The following is a 23,897-nucleotide window of genomic DNA, read 5'->3' as shown; positions in this document are numbered from 1 at the left end:
AAACCTTAGTAATCGCACAAGTAGGGATAAACCTACCTTATTACCTTATTTTACATTGTAATATCCAACCCATCGCTACCGCGCGAATCTTTCGCGTGGTAAGGCAAAAAAGAGGCTTTGAAATACCACACGATATAATCGTGCGGCAGCCGGAAGTGAAAAGGAAAAAGTGCATAAGCACTCAAGCAACTTCACACTTTTACCTTTTACCTTTCAACTTTTACCTGAAAAATCGGCTCTATTTCACCACCTTCACCCGTGCGGCTTTGGTACGTGCCTGCACAGTGGTGTCGTACATGGCTTCGCACTGAACGGCGGGAAGCACATACGAACCTACGTACGATGCCTGCAAGCGGATGCGGAATACTTTACTTTCCACCTTACGCAGGTCGAAATAAGTGAGCACACGGTCGTCGCGTATATCCTGATAGGTGAACGAATCGGATGCAGCGCCATGAGCCTCGTCCGAGCCGGTCATGCGTTCGTTGAAGATTTCCCAACCCGACGGGATGATATGTGTCAATGCCAAATCGGTATAATTTTTCGATGTACTCAGGTTAGACACTTTTACCACCGCTACAAAGTCAGTACTTTGCTCCAATTCCGAAACTTTGATGGCATCGCCGTTCAAGTCGGTATACGTTACCTCTACACGCAGGTGATTGGCTATCACGGGCAGGGTATCATTCACAGGCTTGGATTTCGACACCAGATTGACGTATATCAAACCCTCGCCCCTGTTAGTGAAAGCTATTTTTCCTTCGGCAGGTTTTGTTGGCAAATCTGCTTGATAAACTGCTTTCGGCGATTTCACGGTTTCCTGTTTCTTTCCGTTCAGCGTCCAGTCGAAGTTGATTTCGCCGGAGGTTTTTCCTGCCAGCGTACCCATAGCTACAAGCGCATAGGCGGTAGACTGGGTGCTGAAGTAGGTTTCGTTCGACAGGCTTTGCGATACCACCCGTGCCTGTTCAAACGCCTCTTCCATGTGCCCCATCAGCACAAGGGTTTCGAGTATCATAGCCCCATCGCGTATCGACGAACCATAGGTATAGCCGCCCGTATAAGACTTAATTTTGGTTGGAGCGTTAAAAACAAGCTCCTCGGCCACATTTACTTTGCCCGCTATGGCATACGCGGCAGCCAAACGCCAACGCGCCTGCAGCGAGAGGTCTTTCTTTTCTTTCATCAGGTTCATCGCACCAAGTTCGGGCGAGCCTGCCAACGCCAATGTGTAAAGCCTGTAAGCCTGCTGTAGTTCCGAATCGTAACTATAATAATTGCTTGTGCTGCTCGATGCTGTCCAGTTTTGGGCTGTACGCCGCTGGTAGCTTTTCCAACGCTCTATCACCCCATTGTTTACATTATATCCTTTTTCTTTGGCAGCCACAAGGAAGTGTCCGGCATAACTTGTCACCCACTCGTTTACGGAGGTTTGCCCTGTCCAGTAAACAAAACCGCCATTGGCAAGCTGACGTCCATACAGGTTTTGTATAGCTTCGAGCACATTTTTACGGATTGTTTGCCCCTCGGTGGAGTTCACTTCTTTAAACCGGTCGACATACAACAAAGGCAACGCCCTCGAAGTCAACTGCTCGGTACAGTAATGCTGGTAATCGTACAGGAAGTCGAAACGGCGGCTTATATCAACCGACGGTATGCGCGATACTTCCAGTTTCACCCAGTCGTCGTCCGCGTTATTACCCGAAAGGTGATAGGCAAAGTTTGCCGTTTCACCCGCGTTCAGCAGTTTATTATCTGCAACGATAACTGCCGGATTGGGGTTGCGTACGTCTATCTCTATCGTCTCGCGCGATGTTTTGCCACCGCCTGTAGCCGTTACGGTTACTTTTTCCACACCAGTACGTGTTCCTGTTTTCAGACCAAAGTACACCATTTCGTCGCCTGTAGCCGAGAACGATAGTGATTGCGTAGCTCCATCGGTAAGTTGCAGCAGTCCGGTAGTTTCCACTTTTACCGAAACATTTTTCACGCCGTCTTCCATTACAAATACATTGACAGGCAGTTGAATTTCCTCGTTAGTGCTCACCACACGGGGCAAGGTAGAGAGTATCATAAGCGGCGAGCGCACGGGAGTGGTCTTTTGCGCATTGCCAAAAGCACCGTCCTGCCCTGCCACCACCATAGTACGCACTGAGCCTACATATACAGGCAGCTTTATAGTATGCGAGTTTTCGCCGCCCTTGTCAAGCGTGAAAGGCCCTATGAACCTTACTACCGGCTTGAAACGGTTTGCTCTTGTTTCGGCAGGTTTCAGTTCCTCGTCGCCCCCTACGCCGAACAGCGAGCCATACCGCCCTGCAAACGCTCCTATCACATAGTCGTACATATCCCATGTGCGGATGCCGAGAGCCTCGCGCGAGTAAAACTCGTCCCACGCATTGGGTGTTTTGAAGTTAGTAAGGTCGAGCAGCCCGTCGTCCACCACTGCCAGTGTATAGGTCATGGCGCGTCCGCTACGCTCGCTTACCTTTACGGTAAATTCTTCCTCAGGACGCAATACATCAGGCATGCCGATTTGCGGCTCAAGCCTCGAATCCTGATGCGAAACCATCACAGGCACAACGCCATACATGCGGATAGGCAGGTCGTTCACCGTTTGCGCATGCGGCTGCAACAGGCTTATGTGGATGTAAAAATTCGGCGACATTTCGGGCGTTACCCTGAACGTGTATTTCGTATCTTGTTTTTCGGCTACCTGTACCCACGTGCGGCTCAGTACCGACGAGCCGTTCTCCAAAGCCACCAAGGCTGTTCCCCCTGCCGAGGCAGGGATAATAACCGTGACATCCTCGCCTACATTGTAAGTACTCTTGTCGGTAGAGAACGAGAGCATTTTCACGCCGCTTGGGTCGGCCTTGTCCGAACGCCCACGCCAGTCGGGCCAGTCTATCGTTACCGTACTTCCGGCGGCATGTCCGCTGTTCTTATCCTTTACATACACCAGATAACGCCCCCAGTCGGGATAACGGAGGTTGAACGTGAAGCTGGCTTTACCGTTTACGGTTTTCAGCCTGCCCCCTGCTACGGGAGTATACGACGAGTTATTCACATAGTTGGCAAACGACTCATTCTCCTGCTGCCACCACCAGCTCCAGCCTATTTTGTATATTTTGTATTCCAGATTATCACGGTTCACGGGCTTGCCATCGGCATTCAGCGTTACCACATCAAACACATGGTCGGTGTCCGTTTCTATGTATCTATCCTTAGGTTGATTCACATTGAGCCCCACATACGAGCTGAATGGCGAAAAGCGTACGCTCTGCGTATAGATGCTGGCATCGCCGCCCGGCTCGAACACACGCGCCGTGATAGTGGCATTGAGCATGCCGGGCGCATCCTCTGCTTTGGGCACTTTGAAACTAAACCGTGCTACGCCGTCGGCATTCAGTTGCCCATCGAAAATTTCCGAATCGCTGGTATAGAAGTCGGTAGCCGGATTGCTGAACGTATAGTTGGAATAGCCTTTGAACTGTGTATTGGTTTTTGTGAGTTTCATCTCTACCTTAGCATCAAGGTTGCGGGCAGTAGCTCCGGTGAGCCATGCCGATGTTAAAACAGCGGATACCGTACCTTCCGACGCATCAATCCTGTCGGACGGCAATTCCAAGTTTATCTTCAGCCTGTTAGGCTTAATGGCTTCAACACGCAACGATTTGTGAAACGATGCTCCTCCCACTTTTACATACGCGTTCCAAAGTCCGGTAGGGTCGTCGGGGCTGGTAGGCAGCGTAAAGGTATAAAAACCATTTACGCCTTGCGTAGCCACCTGTTTGTTGTAAAACTGCCCGCGCGGGTTGTATGCTTCGAACGATACGGGATGATTGGCAGGTATTTTCTTATCGGGGTCGTGCAGCACAAAGGTGAGGTGAAGCGTATCGCCCGGTCGCCATACTCCACGCTCGCCGTATATATAGCCTTTCAGTCCTTTTTCTATCTTCTTGCCACCCGTGTCGAAACGGCTCGTAGAGTTATCCTCGCCTGCTACCAGACGCAGATATGTTTTTTGGCCGCCCGCCTCGGCTACTAAAGCGAAAGGGACACCCGAAGTGCTCACTACCGCAAAGCCTTCGGCATCAGTCGTGGCCGAGCCTATGGGCTGCAATTGCAGGTTGTAAATGGTTATGCGGGCATTGGCTACAGGCTTGGTGGTAAGTATATCGGCTACCGATACCCACAACTTGTTTTCGGAATTGGCCTTTGCCACCACCCCGATATTGGTAGCCAGCACGTTGCACGACGCTACCCTGTCCGACGACATGTAGTAACTTGGATGACACGGGTTGTCGCGCTCTTGCCAGCGGTACACGCTCCAGTCGGTTTTAGGGCCTCCGTAATAGTAGAAATATGCGTCGGGATTGTCCCAATAGGCTTGTTCCTCTTCGGTTATTTCTTCCGAATTTATTTTCACCAGATTATCGTCGGTATCGCCCTGTGCAATATCTGTATCGCCATCGCATTGATATGCCGAATAGTTTTGCGTGAATGAGAGTTCGATATGGTAAATAGCCCCCGGCTGGTGCTTTATTATATTGGCAAGGTCGATGTAATAATCGTTCCACTGGCTCAGGTCTTTCGAGGGGTCGGCGTCCAGACGGAGCGTTTTCTTATAAACCAAACGCCCTGCACGCCTTATCTCCTGTGTTCCTCCAAGCGTGTTGGACTGTAGGAACATCAACACATTATTCTCGTACACCTGAATGATATTCATATCTACAGCACGCAGATTTACAGCCCTGAAAGGCAATATCAGGTTTTTGGAATCGGGGAGTATGTTTCCCTGATTTTTCACCTGTACGGCAGGTTTCAGCCTCTCCACCACCAGCGTTTGCGAGTAAGCCTCGTCTATTTTCTTTCCCTGCGAGTTTTTCAGCCCCTCGTTTACATTTATGGTTATATTTTTCAGCTTACCACGTTCAAAAAACAAGTTCACCTTGTTTTCTTTTACCTGACGGGTATAGTTTTTTACCTCGCCCAATGTTATAAGCCCCGCAAGGTTTTGTGTGGCGGATATAGGGTCGGAAAACGTAATCTGTACCCCAAATTCGGGCGAAGTAATGATTTCGGTATTCAGAACGGTAAAGGCATCGGCCGCCGGAATTATCACTTCCTGCTTTTCGGCTTTTTTTGCTCCTATGGCTTTTCCATCGGCGGTAATGGTGAGTACGAGCGCCTCGTTGTCTCTCTTCTGTATATCATCGATGCTGAACGAGAATACTTTTGCCTTGTCGGTGTAGGACGATACGGAGGGCGACACCTGTGTGCCGTCGCTCAGGGTGGCAGACAGCATTTTCTGTACAGCGGCAAAGGTAATGACGTCGCTAAACTGCAATTCGCCCCGCACACTTACCAAGTCGGGATTGTCCTTGTTTACAATCAGAGGGTGCACCTGCATGGTGAAATTCCGCTCTTCTACCTGAAAGGTAAAATTGAAGCCGGACAGCCTTTTGGGCACTTCCACTACTTTGCCGAGCTTAAAGGCTGCCTGATAAAGCTGTCCGCTTTTCAGCGCGCCCTCGTCGGGTACAAACTTGATGCGGCGGGGAGTTTCCCAATAGGTTTTTCCATTAACGGCCGGTGTGAACGAAAACAGCTGTTCTTTCAGCTCGGTATTCAGCTCCGCGCCCGCTTGGTCGTTTACCAACTCTATCCAAATAGCCGAATTGGTATATACAAGCCCGCCCGTATAAGCGGTGATGTAGGGTGCGAACTCTGAGATAGCGGCACTTTCGCTTTTCTTATTGCACGATGCAAAAAGTAATACGACTGAAACAATACTTAAGAAAAACGACCTTTTCAGTAATGAGTTCATAAGGAGTATGTTTTTATTGTTAATATCTTATTGTTAAACAAACACTTTATTTTCTACAAAAATATGTTTTTATTTACACTCTGCACGAAAAAAACAAAGAATTTGTACCTTTGGAAAGATATTAACAGATAGTCCGGCTCCAGTACCATAAAACTGTCGTGTTGTGACTTGCTTTCGAATTTGTACTTTTGCTTGACATAGTGAAACGCTACGCCAAACAGAGACAGGTTATAAAAACACAAAAACACATCGATGGACAGACCCAAACTGGATATAAATATAAGCCCCGATGATTTTAAAAATTATTACTGGCTGAAAGAAGAACTGGTTGTTTTTTGCAGGCAGAACGGCATTGACCATTCGGGTGGCAAGGCCGACATATCGGGCAGAATTATGCTGTTTCTTGAGACTGGGATTAAAACCACGAAAAAAGCAGCGAAGAAACCCGAAAAATCGTCAGGATTCGACTGGAACACCGAAACTCTTTCGCCCTCCACCATCATCACCGATGATTATAAAAACACTCAGAACGTACGCGGATTCTTCGCAAAGGAGATAGGAAAACAATTCTCATTCAACGTACAATTTATGGACTGGATGAAAGAAAACACAGGAAAAACCTTGGCAGATGCTGTGAACGAATGGAAGAAGATACACGCACAGAAAAAAGACAAAAACTATAAAACCAACATAGCACCCCAATTTGAATACAACAAATACATAAGGGCTTTCATGACCGACAACCCCGACAAAACACTAAAAGACGCAATAAACTGCTGGAAAAAGAAACGAAGCCGGAAAGGGACTAACGAATACGAAAAAAGCGATTTGGAATAACAGTAAATGCTTAAAAACCGGAAGCATTTGTGTTTTTCGGACACAAGTTACGCTTCGCTAAACTTGCGCCAGCAAGGAGAAAGGGGCTGTCTCAAAAGTCTTTTTTGAACGCCGCTCGATACTTCGCTTGGCGTAAGCCAAGAAATTACGCAGATTTCATTTTTTTGTAACTTACTCTATTTTCAACAAAATAAGATTTGCGTAAATTTGTGTTTATTTGCGTTCTCTTTCCTTTTGGGACACTCTCTCTTTGTTAGATATACTTTTCATTCTTTGGCGCAAGTCTATGACTTGTGCCTGTTTTTATTTACAGTTTAAAACTGCATTTGTTTCTCGGCACAAGTTACGCTACGCTAAACTTGCGCCAGCAGAGGGACAGAATATGCTTTTACCTTTTCCATCATTCTTACTTCTGATTTCCGAATCCTGAATTCTGTCTACCTTCCTTTTCAGCTCCTTTTACCTCCTTTTACTTCCCCATCCCCCTTTTTGCACAAAATTCTGAAAATGTGCAAACTTTTTGTTGTTTCTTCAACAAAAAATCTTACATTTGCGAGATTCAAGAAAAAAATAAAACATATTATATAACCTTTAATTAATAATAAACATGAGTTTCAACATTGTAGTTCTTGCCAAACAAGTGCCCGATACGCGCAATGTGGGAAAGGATGCCATGAAAGCCGATGGGACGGTAAACCGTGCCGCACTTCCGGCCATCTTCAACCCCGAAGATCTGAACGCATTGGAACAGGCGCTTCGTCTGAAAGAAAAAATTGAAGGAGCAACCGTGAGCATCCTCACTATGGGGCCTGCCCGTGCTGCCGAAATAATCCGTGAAAGTTTATATCGTGGTGCCGACAACGGCTATGTACTTAGCGGACGCGAATTTGCGGGCTCCGATACCCTTGCTACGTCGTATGCGCTGTCGTGCGCTATACGCAAGATGGGTAAAGTAGACCTGATTGTATGCGGACGCCAAGCTATTGACGGCGATACCGCGCAAGTAGGCCCGCAGGTGGCCGAAAAGCTGGGGCTGCCCCAAATAACCTACGCCGAAGAAATACAGGACGTAAAAGACGGAAAGATAACCGTAAAACGCCGCTTGGAACGTGGTGTGGAAGTAGTAAAAGGCTCGCTGCCGATGGTGGTAACAGTAAACGGCTCGGCTGCGCCATGCCGCCCACGCCATGCTAAGCTGACCATTAAATACAAACGTGCAGCCACCCCGTCGGAACAACAGGAAAAAGGAGCCGACTATGGCAACCTGTATTCGGCATGCTCGTACCTCAACATCAACGAATGGGGAGCAAGCGATATAGAACACGATGCTCAATGGCTGGGGCTTACAGGCTCGCCTACAAAGGTAAAACAGATTGAAAGCGTAGTATTTACCGCAAAGGAAAGCAAACGCCTGTCGACAGCCGACAACGAGATTGAAGATTTAATGAAAGAATTAATTGCTAATCACACGATTGGGTAAAGAAATAAGACAGAAGAAATAAGAAATAAGATAAAAGAAGTTATGGATACACCGAAAACATTTAAAAATTTGAGTATGTGGCAAAAGTCGCATGCTTTTGTGCTTGAAGTGTATAAAATAACTGAGAAATATCCGAAAACAGAAACATTTGGATTAGTTTCTCAATTCAGAAGAGCAGCTATTTCCATTCCTGCAAATATAGCCGAAGGTTACAGAAGAAATAGTAAAGCGGAAAAACTTCGATTTTTCAACATTGCTCAAGCCAGCTTGGAAGAATGCCGATATTATATATTGCTCTCTGACGACTTGAATTTTATTAATGATGAAGAAAATGCTTCTTTATCTATATTAATAGAAGAAGCAAGTAAAACACTGAATGGTTATTGCGCAAAACTGTCTGAAGATATTCGTTCTTAATTCATATTTCTTAATTCTTACTTCATATTTCTAAAAATAAAAACAATGAACAACATATTTGTATATCTTGAAATAGAAGATGGCATTGTAGGCGATGTCAGCTTGGAACTGCTGACCAAAGGACGCTCTTTGGCAGATCAGTTGAACTGCAAACTGGAAGCCATAGCAGCCGGTTACCAGTTGGATAGCGTAGGCAAACAAGTATTCCCTTTCGGGGTGGATACGCTGTATCTGGCCGACGACAAACGTATGGCTCCTTACACTTCGCTTCCACACACTTCGCTGCTGGTAAATCTTTTTAAAGAACAAAAGCCACAGATAGCACTGATGGGAGCAACCTCGATAGGCCGCGACTTGGGGCCTCGTGTTTCATCAGCACTGTTCAGCGGACTGACAGCCGACTGTACCTCGCTCGAAATAGGTAGCTACGAGGACAAAAAGGCAGGCAAAACATACGAAAACCTGCTGTACCAGATTCGCCCTGCATTTGGAGGAAACATCGTGGCAACAATCGTAAACCCCGACTGCCGTCCGCAAATGGCAACCGTACGCGAGGGTGTGATGAAAAAAGAAATTAAAGATGCCAATTACAAGGGTGAAACCAAAAAACTGGATGTTTCGAAATACGTATCGGACACCGACTTTGTGATTGAAGTGATAGAACGCCACATGGAAAAATCGAAGGTGGATTTAAAATCGGCTCCGATTATCGTAGCAGGTGGTTACGGTGTAGGCTCGCCGGAGAATTTCAAACTGCTTTACGAACTGGCCGACGTGCTGGGCGGTGAAGTAGGAGCTTCGCGCGCAGCGGTAGACTCAGGCCTTGCCGACCACGAACGCCAGATTGGTCAAACAGGTACTACCGTACGCCCGAAACTGTATATCGCATGCGGTATATCAGGACAGATACAACACATTGCCGGAATGCAGGAAAGCTCGATGATAATCTCTATCAACAACGACCCCAACGCACCTATCAACACGATAGCCGACTATGTAATCACCGGAACGGTAGAAGAAGTGATTCCGAAAATGATTAAATATTATAAGAAGAATTCTAAATAAGTAGTTACTGAATTTACACCAAGTTAAAGCGAAGTTACTGAATATGGAAACAACCAACTCTTTTACCGACTTAAGAATGTGGCAAAAATCACATGATTTTGTTTTGGAAGTTTATAAAATCACTGAATTATTTCCTAAACAAGAACTTTGGGGATTAGTTTCTCAAGTTCGCAGGGCTTCAGTATCTATCCCCGCAAACATAGCTGAAGGTTATAAAAGAAAAGGAAAAGTTGACAAATTACGTTTCTTCAATATCTCACAAAGCAGCCTGGAAGAATGCAGATATTATCTTATTCTTTCAAAAGATTTGAATTATATTTCGGAGGAACAATATTTACAACTGAATAATAAATTGGAAGAAGCCAGTAAATCATTAAATAGCTATTGCAAAAAACTATATGGCGATGTTCAAAATACATAATTTAATCTTATAACTTCTGTAACTTCAATTTTAACTTCTGTAACTTCTAAAAATAAAAATTATGAACTTCTATATAGACAACCCCGCACTGAAATTTCAGCTTTCGCATCCGCTGATGCAGAAAATAGTAGCACTCAAGGAGCGCAATTACGCTGATAAAGATAAATATGATTATGCTTCGCGCGATTTCGAAGACGCTATTGATAATTACGAAAAAGTACTCGAAATCATCGGCGAAATCTGTGGCGACATCATCGCCCCCAATGCCGAAGGTGTAGACCACGATGGACCGCAGGTAGTGAACAACCGTGTAGTGTACGCACCGGGAACACAGCAAAACCACGAAACTCTGGCTCAGGCCGGGCTTTACGGAATGTCGCTTCCACGCCAATACGGCGGTATGAACTTTTCGATGATTCCTTATGTGATGGCTGCCGAACTGGTATCGCGTGCCGATGCCGGATTTGCCAATATATGGGGATTGCAGGACTGTGCCGAAACGATACAGGAATTTGCTTCGGAAGAAATCAAAGCCGAGTTTCTGCCACGCGTATGCAAAGGCGAAACCTGCTCGATGGACTTGACCGAACCGGATGCTGGCTCCGACCTACAGGCTGTTCAGCTTAAAGCAACGTACAACGAAAAAGACGATACATGGTATCTGAACGGCGTGAAACGCTTCATCACCAACGGCGATGCGCAAATAAAACTTGTGCTGGCACGCTCGGAAGATGGAACGAACGACGGACGCGGGCTTTCGTACTTCGTAGCCGACAACAAGCACGACAGCACCATCAAAGTACGCCGCATTGAGAACAAACTGGGTATAAAAGGCTCGCCAACCTGCGAACTGGTATTTACCAACACGCCTGCCAAACTGGTAGGAACACGCCGTTTGGGGCTTATTAAATACGTAATGTCGCTTATGAACGGCGCACGCCTTGGCGTGGGCGCACAGTCGGTAGGATTGTCGCACGCAGCGTACGAAGAGGCTTTGGCGTATGCTAAAGACCGCCGTCAGTTTGGCAAAGCGATTATCGAATTTCCGGCGGTTTACGAAATGGTTTCTACCATCAAGGCCAAGCTGGATGCTTCGCGCGCATTGCTTTACGAAACTACCCGTTTTGTAGACGTTTACAAAGCATACGAGGCTATCGAGGCCGAACGTAAACTTGAGTCTGAAGAAAAAGCAGAATATAAAGAATTTCAGAAAATGGCGGATGCTTTCACCCCGATGCTGAAAATGTTCAGTAGCGAGTATGCCAACCAAAATGCTTACGACTGTATACAGGTGCATGGTGGCTCAGGATTTATGAAAGACTACGCCTGCGAACGCCTGTACCGCGACGCACGTATCCTTACCATTTACGAAGGTACATCGCAGTTGCAGACGGTAGCGGCCATCCGCCACGTCACTACAGGGACTTACCTGAAACGTATCCGTGAGTACGAAGCCATGCCAATCAATCCGGAATTCGACTCGTTTCGCGCACGGCTGATAGCTATGACCGACCTGTACGAAAAAGCAGTAGCGAAAGTTACAGAGCCTAAAAACAATGAATACCTCGATTTCTGCGCACGCCGCCTTGTGGAGATGGCTGGGCATATCCTGATGAGCTACCTGCTGATTCTGGATGCAAGCCGCGACGGTATATTCCGCAAATCGGCCGAAATATACCTGAACTACGGCGAAGCGGAAGTACGCAAGCATGCCGAATTTATCAACTCCTTCAAAATGGAAGAAGTAGATATGTATAAGATTTAATGATTAATTCTCAATAATAATAAATAACGCCTGCAGAAATGTGGGCGTTATTTTTTGTTCAGCGTATTGCCCCACCAACGTTATGAACTTAAGAAAACTTCTAACATTTTTAAGTAGAATGAAGCAACCTTTTGAGGATGTCCCATAAGTGAAAATTCGCACACAGAATACACGGACAAAACGGAAAATCACAGAAAAAAATTAGTTACAAGAAGAAAAGCAGTCGTGGTCGGAAGATTTGTAAAACATATAATATGTTGTTAATTTGATATTTAACGGTTGTTTTTTTAGACTCCGCTACTCTGTAGCTCTGTTTTTGTTTGTCGCTTAGGCTACAAATATTCCGGTACTCCGCACCTGAAGGCACAGCGTGCTATAATATTGATAGAATCGTGCGGCACCATGGGTGATTTAAATTTACGCAGCAGTAATAAATATTTAATGGAATTTTTAATTTATTTTTTTATATTTGCAACATTTAGTAATTTTAAACTTAATACAATATGAAAAAAGTTTTATTCTTATTCTTCGCTCTCTTGTTTTTGGGTACTTTTGATGCGATTTGTCAAGACCATATGACGTTTAAAAACATTCCTATTAACGGAAGTGTTTCCGAATTTTGTAAGAAATTGACTGATAATGGCTTTGTGCTAGATAAAAAAGAAAAAGGATATGCATCTTTAACGGGCAAATTTGTAAATCAGGAGTGTGAAATACTTGTGCTGGGAAGTGCTAAGAGTGATTTAACATGGAAAGTAGTGGCATATCTTCCGGAAAAAACAAGTTGGGGCAATTTGAAAAGTCAATATTTTGACCTTAAAGCACAATTTACAGCAAAATATGGTGAAGGTAAAGCGTACGAATTTTTTAGTGATCCGTATTACGAAGGAGATGGGTATGAAATTCAAGCTTTGAAAAAAGAGAAATGTACTTATGTCACTTTTTGGAAAGTGGATAATGGAAACATATCTTTGGAAATAAGTAAATACTCTCAAGTGGCTATTAGTTATGAAGATAAAGAAAATTATGCTATAAGAGAAAATGAGAGAGAGAGTATCATAAATGATGATATCTAATTAATCCCTTTGCTAAATCACCTTCGCTACCGCACGAAATTTTCGCGTAGCAAAACAAAATAGTTTTAAAGCAACAGGCTGCCAGAATTACTCTGACAGCCTGTTTTTTTGTTTTTCATGAAGCATATATTTGGTACAAGTTTGGCATAGCGTAACTTGCGCCAATGGGGGGTGCAAATATCCTACAGATTACTTTTACCCCTTTGTTCAGCGCAGCGTCCCGCTACCTCTCCTGTCCCTTGTTTACAACGAGGTACTAAATGGGAACAACGTTTTAAACGTAAAACCATTAACCTCTCGTTACAAACGAGAGGTAGTAAAAGCCTTACCGCTTAAGTTGACGACATTGGTGGGACGCTACACTGTTATTAAAAACAAAGCTCTGCTTTGGAATATATGCAAGTTTGGAAACCTGCTTTTAACTCCGCCGTATCGGGGATACGTCCGGTCAATACCACACTGACAACCTGAAAAATTGTGAATTTATCAAATTTTTTTACGAATTATCAAGTTTTTTGCAAAAAAACAACAACACATTTAAAGTTAAAATGCCTATCTTTGCAAGTTCTTTACAATCAAGAAGATCAACAATCTTAGTCTATATACCACTTACATACTGCTCCGAAAATTGACAGGTAAGATTGCAAAAGCCATGAATTTGTTTAAAATCAATCAATCGAAGCAATTTCTTAATTCATCGTCAGGCATATACGATATGTAAATTGCGCTCCCCGAAGATTTTCGTTGTACACATAATACATTAACAGGGCGGTAAGCAACCCGAAATTCGCTTTATACTTAAGTTTTTTACTTGTCAGAGCAGCCTGCATGTACATCACAGTAGGGGCTTGGTATATGTTAAAAAAAACAGAACAAGTTATTAAACAAAGAGGCGGGCTTTTATTCAGAAAAACTGAAAATACTATATTCGATTAACAATTTAAAAATAAATGAAAAAATGAAGAAAACATTACTTTTATTATCTGTTGTATTACTTTTTATGGCTGGTACTCAAGCCCAAAGTGTTTTATACTGGGTAGGTGGAGCCAATACAAACTGGAGCGGCGCAAACTGGAATACCGACAAAGACGGAGCGGGACAAACATGGAGCACTTATTCATCAAAAAAATACATTGTCGATTTCGGAAAAATAACATCTGATACCGAAATCACATTGGATGTATCAAGTTCGGCAGATATATCAGGAATCAGCCGGACAGAAAAGGAAGCTGCCAACGGAACTGTAACAATCAATCTGAATGGAAAAGAACTATACATAGCAAATAATAATGCTACCGCCAACTTTTATGGAAAACTGAAAGGAACAGGCAGCGTTGTCAATAATGGCAGCAGTACGGCTGCACAAGGTCTTTATGGCGACAATAGCGGTTTCGAAGGAACAATAGAACTGAGAGGCTATGGAAATTTCATTGTTGGGCATCCAAACGCACTTGGAGGAGAAAATTCGACATTCAAATTCAAGTCATCCAAAGAAATTCAGCTTGCGAATGGTATAAACCTTGCAAGGGATATCGACTTAGGGGAAAACACGCTATGTATCAACGTTAAAAGAGGCAGTACTGCAACTTATTCGGGTAAACTAACCGGTACTGCAACTTTTAGCACAAGGAACAACTACGGAACCCTGATATTAACACAAATGCCACAAAACGAAGGAGGAATCGAGGTCGAATCCTCAGGCAGCCTCGTAATGCCCGAAGGAGATTACGACAAGCCCGTACGTACAGACGCATGGTTTCCCTATTATGCCAGCAATCTGGTTATCGAGAACAATACTAAAGACGTAACATACAGCGGAGCTGTAAGCGGCCCGGGAAAGATAACAAAAAAAGGAGTAAAAAACCTTACTCTAACAAACTGTACCCTTACCGGCGGTATGGAAATCAATAGCGGAAAAGTGATTGCAACTACAACAAAAAACATTGTTTTCAACGGAGGCATCGCAATGGCTGCCGAAACCGAATATCAAAACAGCGTGACCGACAGCATAACATACAGCGGAAAAATTGACGGAAAAGAAAATTCTATCTTCAAAATGAGTGGCAACGGTACTGTTATACTTGCCGACACAATGAAAATGGGAACTTTGTCGCTGGATGGAATGACTTTGGTACTGACCGACACTACTTCTGTTGAGGTTAAGGAATTGGCTATCGCAAACGGGCTTACGATTGATTTACCGGAAGGAAAAATAACAAATTTCGTTGTCATGACGGTAACTGACGACCCATCGGCTTTATTCAGCCAACTATCTTTTACACAAGCAGGTACGGCTGTCGAAAAAGATGATATAACACTGACATATACCAACTCGAAGATAATCGTATCGATAGGCGATGTTGGCAGCAGCAGCGATGAATACATAACAGCAAATGCCTCTGACATTTACACCGAAGGCAACCTGTTGGTAATAGAAACAACACAAGCACAGGCAGTGCGTATATACAACATAACAGGACAACAAAAAGCAGGGCAACAAATAAACGAGGGTAAAACCACCGTGTGGCTGACCGAAGGTATTTACATTGTAAGCCTCGGCGACGGCACAATCAAAAAAGTTATTATCCGGTAATACGTTTTATTGAAAAACCCATTACGCGCGGTAACTCAAAAAGAAACCGGAATAGAAGAAGGAAAATTTCGTCCTGATTCTATTCCGGTTCTGTTTTTAAGTATTTATGTTATGAGTAAAACTCAGAGGTTTTCTAATTTCCGGAAAGAAAAACGGTAACCCTCGTAAATGGCAATAGCATAAAACAACAAGTCTATCGGGCTGAAAGACTCAATCATTACATCCATTATGGTACTGAAACTCATTGCCGAGAACACTTCGAAATAACCTATTTCCAAATACCGGGCTATGAATCCTATCTGGCTGAAAAAATTACCAAGCAAACAACCCAACAACGCCAGTACAGCCCCCACGATACCAAAGACTTTGTCGATACCCTTGCCGCCCAAACGCACAGCATAGCCAACCAGAAAACCAACCGCTACCGCCATATATCCAATTTGGTAATTGGTGAGTACCGTAATCACTGCCCAAAGCAACGCACCAATAAGCATGGCCACCGCCCCAAAAGCAATACCGAAAGGGAGGTTTTGTTCAAGTTTCAATTGCTCAAGCTGTCTTTCCAAAATTACCGGATTTACTGTTTCTTCTGAGTTTTCCGGATTTACATTCAATTCATTCTCCATGTTTGTCAATAAATTTAATTTACATTTTTTGACAAATATATACAAATAATCAGAATTGCAAGAGGTTTTAAATATTGGTAGCCGGGAGGGATAAAATCGGTATTACCTTTTTTGATAAGATTTTTTTTTCGACAACCTGTATCAAAATTGATAATCGTATCCAATTATTTTATAAATTCGCAGCAAAATCAAAAAAACGTAAACAAAATGAAAAAGATCTTTACACTTTTGTTGTGCCTATGCGGATATTTCGCAGTAAATGCACAGAACATCCAAATGCACTACGACTTTGGAAGTCTTATGTATGATGACTTAGGCGGCCGCCCTAAGCTTACATCGACAGTAGAAATGTTCAGACCCGACAAATGGGGTAGCACATTTTTCTTTGTAGATATGGACTATACAGCCAACGGCGTGCAGGGTGCCTACTGGGAAATAGCACGCGAACTGAAATTTTGGAACGCGCCAATATCGGCCCATGTGGAATACAACGGCGGTTTGTTTGCCATTACGCCTATCGGAGCAAGTTTCAACAACGCTTACCTTGTAGGGCCTACTTATACTTACAACAATGCCGACTTCACAAAAGGATTCTCTGTAAGCGCTATGTACAAATACATTCAGAAACACTCCACTCCGCACAATTTCCAACTTACCGGAACGTGGTATCTGCACTTTGCACAGCAAAAACTCTCTTTCACGGGTTTTGTTGATTTCTGGAAAGAAAAAACCGGTGCCGGAGATTTTATCTTCCTTACCGAGCCTCAATTTTGGGTTAACCTGAATAAATTCGACTTTGCTAATGACAATTTCAACCTGAGCGTGGGAACTGAAGTGGAAATAAGCAACAATTTCGGAGGAAGAAACGGTTTTTATTGCGTCCCTACGCTTGCTCTGAAGTGGGCGTTTTAAAACTGGTGACTAGCTACCAGTGACTAGTAAATAGTGGAAAAGAAATAAAGGTGAAAGGGAAAAGGGAAAAGGGAAAAGGTGAAAGGGAAAAGTATAAAGTATAAAGTATAAAGTTACTTGCCCCTTACCTCTTACTCCTCATTTCTCACTCCTCACCCCTCACCTCTGTGACTACTGATATTAATACACATAACAAGAAAAAAGAGACTATGTTAGAAAAATTATTTGGATTCAAAAAAGGCACAAACAGCGTCCGTATCGAGATTCTGGCAGGTATTACCACCTTCCTTACGATGGCCTATATACTGGCGGTAAACCCGTCGATACTAAGTGCTACAGGGATGGACAAAGGCGCATTGTTTACCTCAACGGTACTGGCTGCAGTACTGGGCACCATACTGATGGCCCTATTGGCAAAACTGCCTTTTGCACTGGCACCGGGCATGGGGCTGAACGCGTTTTTTGCCTACACCGTTTGCCTCACTATGGGTTATAGCTGGCAGTTTGCACTTACAGCCGTACTGATAGAGGGCGTTATCTTCATCATACTTACGCTTACCAACCTGCGCGAGGCCATTGTAAACCTGCTGCCCGACTCGATGAAAAAAGCCATCAGTGCGGGTATCGGGCTGTTCATAGCCTTTATAGGGTTGCAAAACGCAGGCATCATTGTTAATAACGACGCTACGCTAATAAGCCTTGGAGACATAACCTCGGGCACTGCGCTGCTTGGGCTGATAGGTATTTTGGTTACCTCGGCACTGCTTATACTTAAAGTAAAAGGAGCCTTGCTTATCGGTATCCTTGCCACTACCATTATCGGTATTCCATTGGGAATAACACACTACAACGGTGTTTTCAGCGTACCGCCTTCCATCGAGCCTATATTCTTCAAATTCGAGTTCCACAATATCTTTACCAAAGATATGGCGCTCATCGTGTTCACATTCCTGTTTGTCGATATGTTCGACACCATCGGCACGCTGGTAGGCGTATCCACCAAAGCAGGCATGCTGAAAGACGGTAAAATACCAAACGCAAAAATGGCTTTCCTGTCCGATGCTATCGGTACTACAGCAGGCGCAGCATTGGGTACAAGCACAGTTACCACCTACGTAGAGAGCGCAGCAGGAGTAGGCGAAGGCGGACGCACAGGGCTTACAGCCTTCGTTACAGCCATTTGTTTTGCACTGGCACTATTTTTCTCGCCCATATTCCTGTCGATACCGGGAGCGGCCACCGCTCCGGCATTGGTACTGGTAGGGCTTATGATGCTTACACCTATCAAAGAAATAGACTTGAACGACTATTCCGAAGCCATACCGGCATTCCTCTGCATCATCTTTATGCCGTTGGCATACAGCATATCAGATGGTATCGTTATAGGTATGATAAGCTACGTAATTATCAACCTGCTTTCGGGCAAATACAAGAAAATAAGCGTAGGAATGTACATTCTGGCCGCACTATTTGCCCTGAAGTACTTTATATAAGCAGAAGCGAATATTCAACACTTTCTCATACAATCAATCCCCTTGTTTTTTGCAAAACAAGGGGATTTGCTATTAACAAGATATTTATTATTTTTGTATAATCCTAAACAGTTACAAGTCTTACTCTCTGATACTTAAAAACAAGATATATATCATTTATTCTTATTCCAATACTAAGAGGTTGTTTAAATTTTACTCGCAAGATAAATTTTGGTGATTTTTTAGGGAAATNAATTTTACAAAAAAGGACATAATTTATTGCGAAAAAGACATATGTAAAACTATAATAGCTTCTTTGTGGAAAATTTAAACAACCTCTTAGCTTTATTTAGCGCATGCCTAAATCAGACACAAAAATATGGCTTTACACCTCCCTTGCTACTGTGTTGGCAACAGTATTCTGTTATGTATTTTACATCATTCTGGATGTGAATGTGCTGGACTACCTGTCCAAACAGAATAACGAAGCAGATGTTGTAAACTATTATTATAAAATACAGAACCGAAAAAGTAACGATGGGGCTTACACCGCTTTTTACGATCCGGAAATTGTAATTTTGGATTTGGAGGGCACAAAGTCGCGTGTTGATATTGCCGATGCTATAAAGAGAGTGAGCGACTTGCTACCACGAGCCATTATTTTAGATGTTATATTTCCCGAAAACTCCACTACACTGCAAGCAGACGACGATTACCTAAAAAAAACAATAGCCTCTGCATCGAACCTATACACCGCAGTACGCATTGATGGAAATAAACTTGAAAAATCTTTTTTTCAGGACGAAACTGGCGTACAATATGGTTTGGCAAACAAAGTATCGCACTACAAGCCTTACGAAATTTTTGGCAAAGATACACTATACTACCTGCCTTTTGCCGTCATAAAAGAACAGAAAAAAGAAAACAGAAATTTACTGATAAACTATTCGGACAAAGCATTCGATATCTACCCGATTGCGGAAACATTAACGCCCGAAGACATCGGAAACCGCATTGTACTGATAGGTGACCTGCAAGACCTGCGCGATAAATACGACATGCCTTTCAGCATAGGAGGAGAAAGACGCGTATCGGGCACAACATTGCTGGCATACAACCTGTCCACAGCCTTGCACCATTCGTGGATAGTACAGGCGCCAAGGTGGATAGGATTTTTGCTTGCTCTCTGCGTGTGTTTTGGCTTTACCTATTTTTGCTACCGCCTCAGAAGCAAAGGCGAGGACGGTAATAACCCTTGGTACAACTTTATCGAAACGGCTGCACGGATAGTACTGATTATACTGTTTCTGCTATTGGGATACTTGTTTTTTGTGTGGTTCGGGCTGATGGTGAACATGGTGTATGTAATACTTACCACCGCACTTACCGGGCTCTCGATGAACATTATTGAAGTATGTACTTATAAAAGGAAAAAGAAATGAAAAAGAACCTTATCATCGCAACACTTCTGTTTACCTGCATCTGCATCCATGCACAGACATATCACGTGGCCTCGGTAAACGGAAACGCCTATGTGCTGAAAAACGGTGAAAGAACCACCCTCACGCCCAGAGAAATCTTGCGTACTACCGACGTTATCGAAATAGGAAAAAACTCCTCGCTTGCTGTGGTAGACAAGAAAGAGAGCAAACTTTACTCGCTCAAGGAAACCAATGCCGAACAATTAAGCAAAGTGATAAAAAGCCAGAGCAAATCGGCAATTAATAAATTTGCAGGCCGTTTTATCGAATCGCTCACACGTGGCGATACCGAAAAAATAAGCTACGAAGCCACCGTTTCGTACAAAGACATGGCAGAAGACCTGAGGATATACACAGCACTCAAAAATGCGGCTACCCAATCGGCTTATCCCGTTTTATTTACGATGATAGAACAATCCAGCGGGCAAACACTGAAAGGCGAAGCAGCCGTAGGAGACCTATTTTTTTTCCGCATTACAAACAAATCAGCCACACCGCTGTATATCAACATATTAAACATATCATCGGATGGAAGCATGTACGACTGTCTGCCAATAGACGTAGGTGGCACTATGCTGCACCTGCTCGTACCCGGCTACAGCACGGTGGATCTGAAACAATATCCGATGGAGTTTACCGAGCCCAAAGGCGAAGATAGTTTCACACTGATTGCTCATAACAAGCCTTTCGACCTGCGAAATGTGATACAGTATTTCAGACTGAATGAAAACACATCTGCCAATAAAGCATTCATAGGCACATACAAATTAAGTACAATCGTAAAATGAACACACATATGAAAAAATCATTTATTCTATTATTCATTGTTCTATATTGTGTTACTTCGTGGGGGCAAGCACTAAAACGCCAAAAAGATGATATAACAGACAAATGGGGATTTTTAAACAATAGAGGCGAGTGGGTTATCCGCCCCACATTTGACGATGCCAACGCATATGGATTCATGCCCGACAACGCAGTAGTGAAATACAAAGGCAAATGGGGAGCCATAAATAAAAAAGGGGAATTCTCGGTAAAACCGGTTTTCACAAATGAAGCAGGAGCTTTCAGCGCAGTTGAACAACTACAGAAAAATGAAATTTTAGGAAAAACCTTGTACATACAGAAAGACGATGAAACAAAAAAATGGGGTTTTCTGAACTATCTGGGCGACTGGGCTATCCGGCCTGTATTTGACTATGCCAACGGGTATGGATTTATGCCCGACAACGCGGTAGTAAAATACAAAGGCAAATGGGGAGGCATAAATAAAAAAGGAGAGTTTACCATTAAACCTGTTTTCTCAAACGAAGGTTCAGCTTTTAATGCAGTAGAAAAACTGCAACAAAATGAAATCTTAGGAAAAACCTTATATATGCAAAAAGATAGCGAAACCGAGAAATGGGGATTTCTAAACTATTTAGGCAACTGGGCAATATTACCTATATATGAAAATTGCAATGGTTACGGATTCGATTCCCATTTAGCCACCGTAAAGTACAAAGGCAAATGGGGGGCTATAAATAAAAAAGGAGAATTTGTTATCAAAAACAATTTTGCTTACGAGGGAGAAGCATTTACAGCAGCCCAAACGCTTCAAAAGTCAGGTGAGATTGAGACAGTACTCCCCTCCGAAGTAGCAAATTACACAGACAAAAACGCTGCACCTGCTGCAATGGGAATAAAACAACAACCTGCCGCAAGCCAGCAAACAGTTGCAGAAGCAGGCAACATTACACAAACTCCGGCAGATAGAAACCCGGCCGCCGCCGCCGTACCAGCCACTCCTCCAACCGTAAAAATCCTGTCGCCACATAATGGGAGCAATTACACCTCGGGCGAAGTAAACATTGCTTACAGCACCAAGACATCAGACGGAAATGCCCCCGACATACTGGTAAGTGTAAACGGAAAAGCATACAATATGCAAACCAAAGGAGTGAAACGCGCTTCGAACGAACTGGTGTTGAAACTTCCCACCCAAGGCACAAACTATGTGCAACTGATAGCACGCGACTCGAAAGGGCTGACAAGTGAGCCTGTTTCCATTGAGCTGAACTATACGGGCGGAAAACTGAAACCAACACTCCATATGGTATCAGTAGGAGTAAGCAAATACAACGACAGGGATATAAAAGACTTGATGTTTGGAGCAAAAGACGCTGTGGATTTTGCAAACACCATCACTAAAAACAAATCGGATTTGTATAAAGAAATAAAACAGCCTGTAGTACTGACCAACGAGAAAGCAACTGCACTGAAAATAAAAACCGCACTAAACACCCTTGCCAAAAACGTAGAGCAAGGCGATGTAGTATTCCTTTTCTTCTCAGGTCACGGAGCCGAAGAGGACGGAGATAAATATTTCCTTTCGGCCGATGCCGAATCGGGCAATCTGTATTCCACAGCCGTAAACTTCGAAGACATAAACAGAGCCATGCGGATACTGAAAGATAAACTTTGCAGCGTAATTATTTTCATGGATGCCTGCCATGCGGGAGGACTGTTTGCCACAAAAAACGTACAAAGCAAAGTGTACGAAATACCGGTCGGAATTACAGGATTCCTGTCGAGCACAAGTATGCAAAAGTCAGTAGAAGACCCAAAATGGAACAACGGAATCTTTACCCGCGCATTGATAGACGGCATGAATGGAAAAGCAAAGGACGCAAACGGACATGTAAACACGCTCGATTTAGGAAATTATATAAAAAGCACTGTGATGAAAGAAACAAAACAATCGCAATCGCCAACCACACAAAATGCAATAGGGGAGTTTATACTTTTTTAAGAACAAAAGGAAATAAAAACAGACTTTACAATAAAAAGCGGGAAATCCCGCTTTTTTTATATATTTGCTCCACCATATGTAGCGACAGAAAAGTTTTACTTCACACAAAAAACACAAAATATTATGAAAATCACAAAAAAACACCCCCCACTCCGTTGGTTGTTAATCTTTAGCATCCTGTTTACAGGAATATCCGGCGCATTAGCTCAGGATACTGAGCAGGAAGATTATCTGATAATGGAAAAAATAGAAAAAATGCCACAATTTCCCGGTGGGCAACAGGAGCTATTCCAGTACCTTAACAAAACAATGAAATATCCTGCCAACGCACAGATGAAAAGAACTGAAGGACGGGTACTTGTTAGTTTCATTGTAAACAAAGAAGGTGAAATTACATACCCAAGAATAGCCTGTGGCGTATCGTCCGATTTAGACAAAGAAGCCCTGCGTGTTATCATGCTGATGCCCAACTGGGAACCGGGAATACAAAAAGGCAAAAAAGTAAGTGTAAAATACACACTGCCAATCAATTTCAGCCTCTCGTCGGGCAAAAGCAAAAGCTACGTAAGCAAACTGCCACAATACCCCGATGGAGAAAAAAAAATGATGAGATACCTTAGAGAAGAGCTGCAATATCCACCCAATGCCCCGAAAGGCGACAAAACCAGAATAGCCTTTGTTGAATTTGTGATAAACAAAAAAGGAGAAATAAAAAAGCCCAAGATACTGGTAAGCACACACGTACCTCCATTGGACGAGGAAGCCCTGCGCCTGATAAAAAACATGCCCAACTGGACTCCGGGCGAAGTGGATAAAAAACCGGCAGCGATAAGAAACGTGCTTCCCGTGGTTTTTTAAGAAAGATGAATGAGGGAAAAGGTGAAAGGTGAAAGGGAAAAGGTGAAAGTATAAAGTAATATATAAAGTCATTCGCTGGCGCAGGCTTGTAGCCTGTGTCCTGCTTGAAAAGCAGAAGTTTTACTTTAATCAGGCAAAAAATCTTTCGCCCCTACAATTTTAACAAATAGAGTTTATATTCAATAGTTTATTGTAAAGCTGATTTATAAATCATTACAGCATTAAAAGCTCCCGTAGGGAGCAAAGCTTGGTAATATGCAGTTACTCGAT

The 23,897-nt window shown here is 43.5% G+C and carries 17 protein-coding genes; 15 read left to right on the top strand and 2 right to left on the bottom strand.

What is annotated here, in order from left to right; all coding sequences use genetic code 11:
• The coding region (locus D0T49_RS12980) for a hypothetical protein (protein WP_203583470.1) at positions 1 to 311 on the top strand (311 nt) is incomplete at its 5' end.
• Here the strand turns inward: D0T49_RS12980 and D0T49_RS10600 are convergent.
• Positions 239 to 5,833: an alpha-2-macroglobulin gene (locus D0T49_RS10600; protein ID WP_163631191.1), complete on the bottom strand. Its 5,595-nt coding sequence runs from the start codon at positions 5,831 to 5,833 to the stop codon at positions 239 to 241. The two genes, D0T49_RS12980 and D0T49_RS10600, sit on opposite strands and share 73 nt — an antisense overlap.
• A gap of 252 nt (positions 5,834 to 6,085) precedes the next feature.
• Here D0T49_RS10600 and D0T49_RS10595 point away from each other — a divergent pair, with 252 nt between their 5' ends.
• The 8 genes from D0T49_RS10595 (at position 6,086) to D0T49_RS10560 (ending at position 15,487) form a co-directional block, all read left to right on the top strand.
• Positions 6,086 to 6,670, top strand: a complete 585-nt coding sequence (locus D0T49_RS10595; protein ID WP_163631189.1) for a DUF6434 domain-containing protein — start codon at positions 6,086 to 6,088, stop codon at positions 6,668 to 6,670.
• 607 nt (positions 6,671 to 7,277) lie between these two features.
• Complete coding sequence (locus tag D0T49_RS10590) at positions 7,278 to 8,150, top strand: electron transfer flavoprotein subunit beta/FixA family protein (RefSeq protein WP_163631187.1); 873 nt, start codon at positions 7,278 to 7,280, stop codon at positions 8,148 to 8,150.
• Between the two features lie 42 nt (positions 8,151 to 8,192).
• Positions 8,193 to 8,567 (top strand): four helix bundle protein, encoded by a 375-nt coding sequence (locus D0T49_RS10585; protein WP_163631185.1) that lies wholly within the window; start codon positions 8,193 to 8,195, stop codon positions 8,565 to 8,567.
• 45 nt (positions 8,568 to 8,612) lie between these two features.
• Entirely contained in the window at positions 8,613 to 9,632 is a 1,020-nt protein-coding gene (locus tag D0T49_RS10580) for an electron transfer flavoprotein subunit alpha/FixB family protein (RefSeq protein WP_163631183.1), read from the top strand.
• A gap of 43 nt (positions 9,633 to 9,675) precedes the next feature.
• Positions 9,676 to 10,053, top strand: a complete 378-nt coding sequence (locus D0T49_RS10575) for a four helix bundle protein (protein WP_163631180.1) — start codon at positions 9,676 to 9,678, stop codon at positions 10,051 to 10,053.
• A 58-nt stretch (positions 10,054 to 10,111) separates the two neighbouring features.
• Complete coding sequence (locus tag D0T49_RS10570) at positions 10,112 to 11,818, top strand: acyl-CoA dehydrogenase family protein (protein ID WP_163631218.1); 1,707 nt, start codon at positions 10,112 to 10,114, stop codon at positions 11,816 to 11,818.
• A 503-nt stretch (positions 11,819 to 12,321) separates the two neighbouring features.
• Complete coding sequence (locus D0T49_RS10565; protein ID WP_163631178.1) at positions 12,322 to 12,894, top strand: hypothetical protein; 573 nt, start codon at positions 12,322 to 12,324, stop codon at positions 12,892 to 12,894.
• A gap of 958 nt (positions 12,895 to 13,852) precedes the next feature.
• On the top strand, positions 13,853 to 15,487 hold the full coding sequence (locus tag D0T49_RS10560; protein ID WP_163631176.1) for a T9SS type A sorting domain-containing protein: 1,635 nt from the start codon (positions 13,853 to 13,855) through the stop codon (positions 15,485 to 15,487).
• Positions 15,488 to 15,609: 122 nt separating this feature from the next.
• On the opposite strand, the gene D0T49_RS10555 is transcribed toward D0T49_RS10560, so the two are convergent.
• Positions 15,610 to 16,113, bottom strand: a complete 504-nt coding sequence (locus D0T49_RS10555) for a hypothetical protein (RefSeq protein WP_203583468.1) — start codon at positions 16,111 to 16,113, stop codon at positions 15,610 to 15,612.
• A gap of 207 nt (positions 16,114 to 16,320) precedes the next feature.
• Between D0T49_RS10555 and D0T49_RS10550 the strand changes: the two genes are divergently transcribed.
• From D0T49_RS10550 to D0T49_RS10525, 6 genes are all read left to right on the top strand, one after another.
• Entirely contained in the window at positions 16,321 to 17,025 is a 705-nt protein-coding gene (locus D0T49_RS10550; protein WP_163631174.1) for a DUF5020 family protein, read from the top strand.
• A 209-nt stretch (positions 17,026 to 17,234) separates the two neighbouring features.
• Positions 17,235 to 18,518 (top strand): NCS2 family permease, encoded by a 1,284-nt coding sequence (locus D0T49_RS10545; protein ID WP_163631172.1) that lies wholly within the window; start codon positions 17,235 to 17,237, stop codon positions 18,516 to 18,518.
• A 335-nt stretch (positions 18,519 to 18,853) separates the two neighbouring features.
• Positions 18,854 to 19,939 (top strand): CHASE2 domain-containing protein, encoded by a 1,086-nt coding sequence (locus D0T49_RS10540; RefSeq protein WP_163631170.1) that lies wholly within the window; start codon positions 18,854 to 18,856, stop codon positions 19,937 to 19,939.
• Positions 19,936 to 20,766 carry a DUF4384 domain-containing protein gene (locus tag D0T49_RS10535; RefSeq protein WP_163631168.1) on the top strand — a complete coding sequence of 277 codons (831 nt, stop codon included), beginning with the start codon at positions 19,936 to 19,938 and terminating at the stop codon, positions 20,764 to 20,766. The genes D0T49_RS10540 and D0T49_RS10535 overlap by 4 nt, the downstream gene beginning before the upstream one ends.
• Positions 20,767 to 20,774: 8 nt before the next feature.
• Positions 20,775 to 22,769, top strand: a complete 1,995-nt coding sequence (locus D0T49_RS10530) for a WG repeat-containing protein (protein WP_163631166.1) — start codon at positions 20,775 to 20,777, stop codon at positions 22,767 to 22,769.
• A 123-nt stretch (positions 22,770 to 22,892) separates the two neighbouring features.
• On the top strand, positions 22,893 to 23,627 hold the full coding sequence (locus D0T49_RS10525; protein WP_163631164.1) for a TonB family protein: 735 nt from the start codon (positions 22,893 to 22,895) through the stop codon (positions 23,625 to 23,627).
• The last annotated feature ends 270 nt before the right edge of the window (positions 23,628 to 23,897 follow it).

Origin of the sequence: Paludibacter sp. 221, from assembly GCF_010501035.1 — a bacterium.
Taxonomy (GTDB): Bacteria; Bacteroidota; Bacteroidia; order Bacteroidales; family Paludibacteraceae; genus QVMH01.
The sequence above is the reverse complement of the archived record's forward strand: the minus strand, read 5'-3'. Positions and strand labels throughout refer to the sequence as shown.